This window comes from Streptomyces botrytidirepellens (genome assembly GCF_003721215.1).
GTDB classification, from domain to species: domain Bacteria; phylum Actinomycetota; class Actinomycetes; order Streptomycetales; family Streptomycetaceae; genus Streptomyces; species Streptomyces himastatinicus.
Genome location: NZ_RIBZ01000376.1, coordinates 1 through 655, shown reverse-complemented (window position 1 = coordinate 655; position 655 = coordinate 1). Strand labels below are relative to the sequence as shown.

The following is a 655-nucleotide window of genomic DNA, read 5'->3' as shown; positions in this document are numbered from 1 at the left end:
GTGCCGGGGCCGAGGGGAGTCGGACGCGGGGCGCGGAACCGGCCCGGGCCCGGGCTCGGGGCGGCGCCGGTGCGGAGGAGCGGCGTACGGCGGCGCACCAGCGGGCCGGGGATCCGGAGGAGGTCCGGGGCGGGGCGCTGACCGTGGGGGCCGCCCGCGCCGGGGCGTTGCTGGAGCGTCAGCTCACCCTGGCCCGGACCCGTGCGCACACCGCCGCGCTCCAGGCGCTCGGCTCGTCCCGCTTCCACGCGGTCGCCGACACCGTCGCGCTCCTCGCCTCCGAGGTGCCGCTCGACGAGGCGACGGCCGGGCGGCCCGCCGAGCAGGTGCTGCCGCCGCTGGCCGAGCTGGCGAACCGGCGGCTGATCGAGGCGGTGGAGGCGCTTCCGCTGGGCCGTGCGGGGCATCCGTACAACGCGGAGGCGCTGGTCCACGGGCTCGCCGCGACGCCCGCCGCCGACTCGCCGCCCGCCAGCGACCGGCAGGACGCACCCTGGCACCAGGTGCGGCGGCTGGTGCGGATGCGGCGTTACGCACTGGAGGTGCTGGACCTGATGGCGGCGAGGCCCGCGGCGACGGACGCGGAGCCGTCCCAGGCCACGCGGCTGGAGGCCGCCGGGCAGGCGCTGGAGCGGCACCGCGACGCGGCCGAGGC

General features: G+C 80.2%; 1 protein-coding gene. It reads left to right on the top strand.

Going from position 1 to position 655, the window contains the following annotated elements; genetic code table 11:
* Window positions 1-655: CHAD domain-containing protein (locus EEJ42_RS31045; RefSeq protein ID WP_123105191.1), on the top strand; the 655-nt coding region annotated here is incomplete at both ends.